The organism is Pseudomonas sp. JE3303 (assembly GCF_056312565.1).
On the sequence record NZ_JBWGIF010000014.1, the window covers coordinates 192,034 to 201,381 of the forward strand.

Here is a 9,348-nt window from a genome sequence, read left to right on the forward strand (position 1 = left end):
AACCAAGGAGCAAGACGATGTCCAAGCGCAGCATGCAGTCTTCATCCGCCAACCTGTCCGGCATCGGCCTGATGTTGGCCGGTACGCTGGCACCGGGACTGGCGGTCGGTGCACCGAACGGGCAGGGCGTGATGCAGGGATTCCCTCCGGCACCGGAATGGCGTGTCAACCAGGCCAATGCCTTTCAGCCACCGTACCTGCGCTGGTCGATCCGCCACGCCCGCGAGGTGTCGCCGACCCGTGGCATCGGCCGTGCAGCCACACCGCTGGCATTGACCGAAGGCAGCGGGCCGGCGCTCGACCTGCTGGCCTTCAGCGCCGGCGACCAGCCGTTGACCCTGGCCGGTTACCTGCAGCACACCAGCACCGACGGGCTGATCGTGCTGCACCGGGGCAAGGTGGTGCACGAGCGTTATCTGGAAGGATTCCAACCCGGCCAGCCGCATATCTGGGCATCGATGACCAAGTCGGTCACCGGCCTGATCGCCTCCCAGCTGATCGCTGAAGGGGCGCTGGACCCGCAGCGCAACCTGGCGCATTACGTGCCGGAACTGAGCGGCACGCCGTTCGGCGAGGCGACGGTGCAGGCCAACCTGGACATGCAGGTGGCGGTGGAGTACCCAGCGCATATGCCGCCGGACCTCGGCCTGTTTGCCGCCACCGGCCTGATACCGCGGGGCGAGGGCATGCCGGGGGATATCTACAGCTTTCTCCGGCAGGTGCAGCAGGCGCCGAACCCTGGTGGCCAGGCGCCGTTCTTCTACCAGAACGGGTCGCCGGAAGCACTGGCCTGGGCATTGCGGCGCATCACCGGGCTCAACTGGGCTCAACTGGTCGAGCAGCGGTTGTGGTCACGCTTCGCCGAGGACGATGCCTACGTGCAGGTCGACTCGCTCGGGACCGAAATGGCCAGTGGCGGCATCAGTTGCAGCCTGCGCGACACCGCCCGCTTCGCCGAACTGGTGCGTCGCGAACTGGCCCGCGATACCAAGGGCGACAGCTTCAACCAGGCGGTGCACAGCACCTTCCAGCCTGCAGATCCGATGGTGTTCGCCCAAGGCAACCTCGGCCCCGGCCGCCCTGGCTACGGCTACCGCAATTACTGGTACCAGAAGAACGACGGCGATGGTTCGGTCGAGGCCAGTGGGCGCTTCGGTCAGAAAATCTATATCAACCCGCGCCGCGAAGTGGTGATCGTGAAGCTGTCAGCCACCGCCGATCAGGCCCCGCGGGCCTCGCGTGCCGACGGCGAGGTAAAAGTCCCTGCGCGTGTCGTCGACTCGCCGGCTACGTTTAACAGCATGGTGGGTGCGGTGCTGGCGGTCCTGCCGGATTGAGGTGTATGGGGCGTCTGGCAGTACGGTTGCCACCTATCGTTTTGCGGTTTTACCGAGTTCGCTGGCAAGGTTGCACGCGATCAGGGTGCCAAGCAGCGAGATGTTCAGTGTGCTTCCGGTACTTCCTCCCGCGAAAGGCTATACACATACGCCGCCAGCAGATGCACCTTGTCATTCCCCTGGATATCCACCTGCGCGGGCATCTGCCCCTGGCGGCCGTAGCGGATCGTCTGCTGCAACTGGGCAAAGCTCGAGCCGTAGATGAAGGCCTGGGGATGGGTCAGGTCGGGCGCGCCCATCACCTGCGTGCCTTTACCCTCCGGGCCATGGCACGCCACGCAGCTGGCAGCAAAGATCTCCTTGCCCTTGGCCACGTCGGCCCGGGCATTTTCAGGCAGGCTGCGCCCGTCAAGATTGCTCAGCACATAGGCCGACACATCCGCCACGCCCTGTTCGCCGATCACCTCGGCCCACGCCGGCATCACTCCATGGCGGCCATTGAGGATCGACGCCTTGATGGTCTCCGGCGCGCCGCCCCAGCGCCAGTCCTGGTCGGTGAGGTCGGGAAAGCCGTAGGCGCCCTTGGCGTCGGAGCCGTGGCATACCGAGCAGTTGGAGGCAAACAGCCGCGCGCCCATCTGCAGCGCTTGCGGGTCGTTGGCAACGTCTTCGACAGGCATGGCGGCGAACTTGGCAAAGATCGGCCCGAAGCGGGCATCCGCCTTGGCCATTTCCTTTTCCCATTCGTGGGCACCCGTCCAGCCAGCCTCGCCGTTGGCGAATTCGGTGGGGTCCTGGTAGCCGGGCAGCAGGCCTTTCCAGTTGCCCAGGCCGGGGTACAGCGCCAGGTAGCCGACGGCGAATACCAGGGTGGCAACGAACAGCCAGAACCACCACTTGGGCAGCGGGTTGTCGTATTCCTCGATGCCGTCGAAGCTGTGGCCCATGGTCTGGTCGGTGGTGTCCTTGCCCTGGCCCTTGCGGGTGCTGAGCAGCAGCCACGTCAGGCCGATCAGGCTGCCGAGGGTCAGTACGCTGATGTACGCACTCCAGAAGGTGGTCATGGCCGGGTACTCCTTGAAGCCGGGGGCGGGGTCTCGTCGTCGAGGAAGGGCAGCAAGCGTGCTTCGGCGAAATCACGGTCGCGGCGGCGGTTGAATACCCACAGGCACAAGCCGATGAAGGCAATCATCACCACGAGCGTCCCGAGGCCGCGGATCAGGCCGATGTCCAGTGAAAGGTCCATCGCGGTCACCTCTTGTTCTTGATCGCGGTGCCGAGCACCTGCAGGTAGGCGACCAGCGCATCCATCTCGCTGCGGCCCTTGACCGCATCGCGGGCACCGGCGATGTCTTCGTCGCTGTAGGGCACGCCGAGGGTGCGCAGGGTGCGCATCTTGGTGTCGGTATGGGCGTTGTCCACGGGTTGGCCGACCAGCCAGGGGTAGGACGGCATCTTCGACTCCGGCACCACGTTGCGCGGGTTGTACAGGTGCGCGCGGTGCCAGTCGTCCGAGTAGCGCCCACCCACGCGGGCGAGGTCCGGGCCGGTGCGCTTCGAGCCCCACAGGAACGGGTGGTCCCACACGCTTTCGCCCGCCACCGAGTAATGGCCGTAGCGCTCGGTCTCGGCGCGGAATGGGCGGATCATCTGCGAGTGGCAACCTACGCAGCCTTCACGGATATAGATGTCGCGGCCTTCGAGTTGCAGCGCGGTGTAGGGCTTCATCCCCTCGACCGGGGTGTTGGTGACGTCCTGGAAGAACAGCGGGACGATCTGGGTCAGGCCGCCGATGCTGACGGCAAGCACCATCAGCAGGGCCAGCAGGCCGACGTTCTTTTCGATGACTTCGTGTTTCATCAGGCGTTCTCCTCAGGCCAGCTGTGCTGCGGCGGGCACGTTGGCGGTAACCGGGGCGCGCACAGTGCGCCAGGTGTTCCAGGCCATCAGCAGCATGCCAGCGAGAAAGACCGCCCCACCGACAAAGCGCACGATGAAGCCCGGATGGCTGGCCACCAGGGTCTCGACAAAGGAGTAGGTCAGCGTGCCGTCGGCATTGACCGCCCGCCACATCAGGCCCTGGGCGATGCCGTTGACCCACATCGAGGCGATGTACAGCACGGTGCCGATGGTCGCCAGCCAGAAGTGCGCGTTGATCAGCCCGATGCTGTGCATCCGCTCGCGGCCGAACACCTTGGGGATGGTGTGGTACAACGCGCCGATCGAAATCATCGCCACCCAGCCCAGGGCGCCGGCGTGCACGTGGCCGATGGTCCAGTCGGTGTAGTGGGAGAGGGCGTTGACGGTCTTGATCGCCATCATCGGCCCTTCGAAGGTCGACATGCCGTAGAAGGCCAGGGACACCACCAGGAACCGCAGGATCGGGTCGCTGCGCAGTTTGTGCCAGGCCCCGGACAGCGTCATCATGCCGTTGATCATGCCGCCCCAGCTGGGCGCCAGCAGGACCAGCGACATCACCATGCCCAGCGACTGGGCCCAGTCGGGCAGGGCGGTGTAGTGCAGGTGGTGCGGGCCGGCCCAGATGTACAGGGTGATCAGTGCCCAGAAGTGCACGATCGACAACCGGTACGAATACACCGGGCGTCCCGCCTGCTTGGGTACGTAGTAGTACATCATCCCCAGGAAGCCTGCGGTCAGGAAGAACCCCACCGCGTTATGCCCATACCACCACTGCACCATGGCGTCGGTGGCGCCGGCATACACCGAGTAGGACTTGGTCAGGCTGACCGGCAGCTCGAGATTGTTGACCACGTGCAGCAGCGCCACGGTCAGGATGAATGCGCCGAAAAACCAGTTGCCCACATAGATATGCCTGGTCGTGCGCTTGGCCAGGGTGCCGAAGAACACCACCGCATAGGCGACCCAGACGATGGTGATGAGAATGTCGATCGGCCATTCGAGCTCGGCGTATTCCTTGGAGCTGGTGTAGCCCAGCGGCAGGCTGATCGCCGCCAGCAGGATCACCAGTTGCCAGCCCCAGAAGGTGAAGGCCGCCAGGCGCGGGGAAAACAGGGTGGTCTGGCAGGTGCGCTGCACCGAGTAGTAGGAGGTCGCGAACAGTGCGCAGCCGCCGAAGGCGAAGATGACCGCGTTGGTGTGCAGCGGGCGCAGGCGGCCGAAACTGGTCCAGGGCAGGTCGAAGTTGAGTGAGGGCCAGACAAGCTGGGCGGCGATGAAAACGCCGAGCCCCATCCCGACGATCCCCCATACCACCGTCATGATGGCGAACTGGCGAACCACCTTGTAGTTGTAGGTGGTACTTGTGTTTGTGTTCATGTATGGGTTCCCATCCACGGTTATAGGCAGACTGATAAGCGGGGCAAGCATGAGTAATGGGCCACGGTCCGGTATTGACGGGGATCAATGGGTGCAGCTGGCGAAAACGCCCGGCTGGCGCTGCAATGCCCCGCAAAACCTGGGGGAAGGGAGGTATGCGGGGTGCCTGATTCTGGCCCACGGGGCAGGCGCGCCGATGGACAGTCCGTTCATGGACGACATCGCGCAAAAGCTTGCGGCGCAAGGGATTGGGGTCGTGCGCTTCGAGTTTCCCTACATGGCGCAGCGGCGGGCCACGGCGGGCAGGCGTCCGCCGAATCCACAGAAGCTATTGCTCGAAACCTGGCGTGAGGTGTACCAGCAGGTGCGGCTAATGGTCGCTGGAACCATTGCCATTGGCGGCAAGTCCATGGGCGGCCGGATGGCCAGCCTGCTAGCCGACGAGCTCGAGGCCGATGCACTGGTGTGCCTGGGGTACCCGTTCTATGCCGCGGGCAAGCCGGAAAAACCGCGGGTCGAGCACCTGGCGGGCTTGCGCACGCGCACATTGATCGTCCAGGGCGAGCGTGATGCGCTGGGCAATCGCGAGACGGTCGAGGGGTATGAGTTGTCGCCCGCGATCGAGGTGTGCTGGTTGGAGTCGGGGGATCATGACCTGAAGCCGCTGAAGGTTTCCGGGTTCAGTCATGAGCAGCATCTGCAGACGGCGGCGGGCCGGGTGGCGGCGTTTCTCAAGCAGCGGGGTTGATGTGCTGAGAAGGCTGCTGAAATCTTAGGGGTACTTCCCTGAAGCTTATTGATTTCCGCAGATCCTGTGGGAGCGGCCTTGTGCCGCGATCGGCTGCGAAGCAGTCGCAAGACCTGCGGCCTCAATCTGCAAGGTAGTCTGCGGATGCAGGTTTCACGACTGCTTCGCAGCCGATCGCGGCACAAGGCCGCTCCCACAGGTTTGGCGACCCCGCGGCAATCAGGCAGGATCGCCAGCCGATCAGTCGCGGTACTCGCACAGGTACGCGGTATCGACCGCCACCTTCAGCTGGAACTTGCTGTCGGCCGGTACATTGAACTGGTCGCCGGTCTTGAAGGTTTCCCAGTTGTCGCTGCTCGGCAGCTTGACGGTCAGCTCGCCGGACACCACGTGCATGATCTCGCGCTGGGCAGTGCCGAACTCGTATTCGCCCGGGGCCATGACGCCGACAGTGGCCGGGCCTTCACCGGTGGTGAAGGCGATCGACTTCACGGTGCCATCAAAGTACTCGTTGACTTTAAACATGGGCGACTCCTGAACAATAGGATGGAAAAAAGGGCTGGCCAGTATGCCCAAGGCATCTGGCCCCGTCATCCGCTTTCAGGCACCCACGGCCGGCAGGCTCAACGGCAGCAGCCGCGCCGTGTTGCGCGCATCCTCCAGCGCCCGGTGCTGCTGCCCGGAAAACTGCAGTCCCGCCAGTTGCAGTGCGCCATTGAGCCCCAGCGGCCGTTGCAGATGCCGGGCCTTGGCAAAGCGCTGCTTGAGGTTGATATGCGGCACTTCGGCCAGCAGGCTGTGCAACCGATGTTGCTGCCACTCCTGCACCAGTTGCTGGCGGTCGTAGTCGCCCCAGCTCACCCAGGCCTGCAGGTGCGCCTGGTGATGCCCCAGCCAGCGCTCGAACTTCGCCCACACCTCGGGCAGCGTGGCGGCGCTGTCGACGCTGGCCTGGCTGATGTGCGTCAGCTCTCGGCAGAACGGCGTCAACTGCGGGCGCCTGCGCGGTCGGACAAACCGCTGGAAGTGATCGACCTCGCGGCCATCGCGGGTCACCAGGCTTGCGCCGATTTCAATGATTTCCATCTCCGTCACCGGCCAGCCACCATCATCGGTGGTAGCTTCCAGATCGATCACCAGCCAATGGCCCATACAAGGTTCCCAAGTAAAAAATGCTCAGGTGAGCGTAGCCAATGTCAGCCAGCATGCATCCCCTGGCCCACTGCCATGGGGTGACGCAAGCGCCGGTTGTGCCTCGGCAGGAAAACGCCTAGCTTAGGCGGATTCTGGCCTCAACCTGTGATGATGAGCGTGTTGCCTTGATTCCCGTGTCCCGCTGCAAGGCCTTGTTTCTGATGCTGATGCTCGCCGTGTCGTGGCAGGCAGGCCCGGGCTGGGCGGCCCAGCGCATCGAGGTGAAGATCGGCGCCGCTCATTTCCCTCCTTATACCCTGCGCCCGGAGCAGGGCGCCGACAGCGGCCTGTTGCCAGAGTTGGTCAACGCGTTGAACCAGGTGCAGCAGCAGTACCGTTTCGTGCTGGTACCTACCTCTATCCCGCGGCGCTTTGGCGACTTCCAGCAGGCCCGCACCGACATGGCGATCTTCGAGAACCCCGGCTGGGGCTGGCAAAGCATTCCCCATCAAGCGGTCGACATGGGCCTGGAAGACGCCGAAATCTTCGTCGCGCGCCAGCTTCCCGGACGTGACCAGCATTACTTCGACGATTTGGACCTCAAGCGTCTGGCGCTGTTCAACGGTTACCACTACGCCTTCGCCGACTTCAATGCCGACCCGCACTATCTGGGCGAAGCCTTCCCGGCCATCCTGACCTATTCCCATGACAGCAACCTCTTCATGGTGCAGCGCGGGCGCGCCGATATCGCCCTGGTGACCCGTTCCTATTTCAACGATTTCATCGTGCGTCATCCCGGCAGCGCGCGCGAGCTGATGGCCTCGGCGCGCGTCGACCAGGCCTATCACCATTACGCGCTGCTGCGCCCCGGCGCGCCCCTCAACGGCGCCGAGTTCGCCAGCCTGATGCAGCGCCTGCGCGACAACGGCGAGCTGCTTCGCATCTTCAAGCCCTACCAGATCACCGTTGGGCCTGCGGCGAGCGACTAAATTCGTCCGCCCTGGCCACGTCATGTCCAGTGACACCTTCTTCGTGAGCCCGGATCATGCCCATCGATGCTTCGCAACCCTTGTCCCTTCCACGCTGGCGCAGTCTCGCCGGAGAACAGCATGAGCACCGCCTCAGCCTGACCCTCGAAGGACGCGCGTTGTCGCAGGTGCGGCTGGTGCCAGGTGACGTGTTGCAGGTGCATCTCGAGCAGTGCTGCGGGGAGCGCCCGCAGCAAGCCCTGTGGGCAACCTGCTACTGGCTGTTGTCCCGCGACCCCGGTTGCCAGCGCCTGGCCTGGCACTTGCCACAGCCGCCCGTGCAGGCCTTGGCCAGCGGTTTGTTGGTGGCCAGCGTCGAGACGGGGGTCTATCACTGCGAGCGCACGCTGTTCTGGCAGTTGCCGCAGCCCTGGCTGGGGCAGGTGGTGGACGGGGTGTATCCGCAGCAGATGCAGATCAGCGACGGCAAGCGCCACCCCCGCCGGGCGCCCAAGCCCCGGGGCGAGGTGTACCGCCGTTTCGATGCGCGCGTGGGCGCCTGGGTTTCGTTGCGTACCCTGGAAATCGAACATGACCTGGAGCGTTTCAACCGTTGGCAGAACAACCCGCGCGTGCTCAAGTTCTGGCAGGAGGGCGGCACCCTGGAACAGCACCGCAGCTATCTGGACAAGCTCGCGGCCGACCCTCATGCGCTGACCCTGATCGGCTGCTTCGACGACCAGCCGTTTGCCTACTTCGAAGCCTACTGGGCCAAGGAAGACCGCATCGCCCCGTTCTACCCGGCGGGTGACCATGACCGCGGCATCCACATGCTGGTCGGCGAAGAAACCCACCGCGGCCCGCACAAGGTCGCCAGCTGGTTATCGGCCCTGGTGCACTACCTCTTCCTCGACGACCCCCGCACCCAGCGCGTGGTCGCCGAGCCACGCGCCGACAATGTCCGGATGATCGGGTACATGCAGGAGCAGTGTTTTCACTGTGAAAAGGAATTCGATTTTCCCCACAAGCGCGCCGCGCTGATGATCCTGGGGCGGGAGCAGTTTTTTGACCGGTGTGGGTTGGTGTGAAGGGGAGGGATGCAGGGTGGTTTGGAGGTGCATGCCTTGGGGCTTTTAGCGCTCTTGAGATCGAGCGCCGCCCGCCCCGCGATCCCCCCCGCAACCCTCACCCCCGCCGCGCCGACACCTTGCGGCAATGCACCAGGGCATCGCGGATCATGAAGTTCACCAGGGTCGGCGAAACCCCCAGCTCCTTGGCGATATCCTTCTGCGGCACGCCGTGCAGCCGGTACATCTCGAACGCATAGCGGGTGCGCTGGGGCAGTTCTCCGAGCGCGTCGGCGATGTGCTCGAGGGTCGCCAGGTTGATGTGCGTGGCTTCCGGTGAGGCGTTCTGGATGACCACGTTCATGCCTTCCTCTTCGCTGCCCGAATGCCTGAGCTCCATCGCCTGCTTGCGGTAATGGTCGATCGCAAGGTTACGTACGATCTGGAACAGGTAGCTGAGCTGAGCCTTGAAGGAGGACGTGATCTGGGGGGCCGAGGCAAGTCGGAAAAAAGCGTCCTGCACCACATCCTCGGCGCGCGAGCGGCAGCCGGTGATGCGCGCGGCAATCTTGACCAGGATGCTGCGGTTGTCGACGAACGCTTGAAGCAATGGTGAATCGCACTTACTTGTGGATAGTTGTTCCGCCATGGAAATCACCTGTCTTTTGTAGGAAAAGGAAGCGACTCCTGTCGGGTACTTCCTAAGACGTGCGACAAGCTATGCGTAATGATAATGATTGTCAAACGCGAAAAGCATTGAGTCTTGATATTAATAATGCCGGCGTTCTGCTACCACC

General features: G+C 63.9%; 11 protein-coding genes. 4 read left to right on the forward strand and 7 right to left on the reverse strand.

Features of this window, described 5'->3' with window-relative positions:
• Positions 1-17: 17 nt before the first annotated feature.
• Positions 18-1,337 carry a serine hydrolase domain-containing protein gene (locus AC0ZZU_RS20335; protein WP_476343073.1) on the forward strand — a complete coding sequence of 440 codons (1,320 nt, stop codon included), beginning with the start codon at positions 18-20 and terminating at the stop codon, positions 1,335-1,337.
• 104 nt (positions 1,338-1,441) lie between these two features.
• Here AC0ZZU_RS20335 and ccoP read toward each other — a convergent pair whose 3' ends face one another.
• From ccoP to ccoN, 4 genes are read right to left on the reverse strand one after another with little or no spacing between them, the layout of a single operon-like run.
• Positions 1,442-2,401, reverse strand: coding sequence for a cytochrome-c oxidase, cbb3-type subunit III (gene ccoP / locus AC0ZZU_RS20340; RefSeq protein WP_476343075.1), 960 nt, complete (start codon positions 2,399-2,401; stop codon positions 1,442-1,444).
• Entirely contained in the window at positions 2,398-2,583 is a 186-nt protein-coding gene (locus tag AC0ZZU_RS20345) for a cbb3-type cytochrome oxidase subunit 3 (RefSeq protein ID WP_476343076.1), read from the reverse strand. The genes ccoP and AC0ZZU_RS20345 overlap by 4 nt, the downstream gene beginning before the upstream one ends.
• Before the next feature lie 5 nt (positions 2,584-2,588).
• The gene (gene ccoO / locus AC0ZZU_RS20350) at positions 2,589-3,197 is read right to left on the reverse strand and encodes a cytochrome-c oxidase, cbb3-type subunit II (protein ID WP_476343078.1); all 609 of its coding nucleotides are present in this window, start codon (positions 3,195-3,197) and stop codon (positions 2,589-2,591) included.
• Positions 3,198-3,209: 12 nt separating this feature from the next.
• Positions 3,210-4,634, reverse strand: coding sequence for a cytochrome-c oxidase, cbb3-type subunit I (ccoN, locus tag AC0ZZU_RS20355; RefSeq protein ID WP_476343080.1), 1,425 nt, complete (start codon positions 4,632-4,634; stop codon positions 3,210-3,212).
• Between the two features lie 49 nt (positions 4,635-4,683).
• Between ccoN and AC0ZZU_RS20360 the strand changes: the two genes are divergently transcribed.
• Positions 4,684-5,382: an alpha/beta family hydrolase gene (locus AC0ZZU_RS20360; RefSeq protein ID WP_476343081.1), complete on the forward strand. Its 699-nt coding sequence runs from the start codon at positions 4,684-4,686 to the stop codon at positions 5,380-5,382.
• Between the two features lie 240 nt (positions 5,383-5,622).
• Here AC0ZZU_RS20360 and ppnP read toward each other — a convergent pair whose 3' ends face one another.
• Both ppnP and AC0ZZU_RS20370 read right to left on the reverse strand, forming a co-directional pair.
• Positions 5,623-5,907 (reverse strand): pyrimidine/purine nucleoside phosphorylase, encoded by a 285-nt coding sequence (gene ppnP / locus AC0ZZU_RS20365; RefSeq protein ID WP_158461589.1) that lies wholly within the window; start codon positions 5,905-5,907, stop codon positions 5,623-5,625.
• Positions 5,908-5,982: 75 nt separating this feature from the next.
• Positions 5,983-6,534, reverse strand: coding sequence for a 3'-5' exonuclease (locus AC0ZZU_RS20370; protein WP_476343084.1), 552 nt, complete (start codon positions 6,532-6,534; stop codon positions 5,983-5,985).
• A gap of 167 nt (positions 6,535-6,701) precedes the next feature.
• On the opposite strand from AC0ZZU_RS20370, the gene AC0ZZU_RS20375 reads away from it, so the two are divergent.
• Positions 6,702-7,505 (forward strand): substrate-binding periplasmic protein, encoded by an 804-nt coding sequence (locus tag AC0ZZU_RS20375; RefSeq protein ID WP_476343086.1) that lies wholly within the window; start codon positions 6,702-6,704, stop codon positions 7,503-7,505.
• Positions 7,506-7,561: 56 nt separating this feature from the next.
• Entirely contained in the window at positions 7,562-8,572 is a 1,011-nt protein-coding gene (locus tag AC0ZZU_RS20380) for a GNAT family N-acetyltransferase (RefSeq protein WP_476343087.1), read from the forward strand.
• 97 nt (positions 8,573-8,669) lie between these two features.
• On the opposite strand, the gene AC0ZZU_RS20385 is transcribed toward AC0ZZU_RS20380, so the two are convergent.
• Positions 8,670-9,200, reverse strand: a complete 531-nt coding sequence (locus AC0ZZU_RS20385; protein ID WP_158461586.1) for an RNA polymerase factor sigma-70 — start codon at positions 9,198-9,200, stop codon at positions 8,670-8,672.
• Positions 9,201-9,348: the final 148 nt, after the last annotated feature.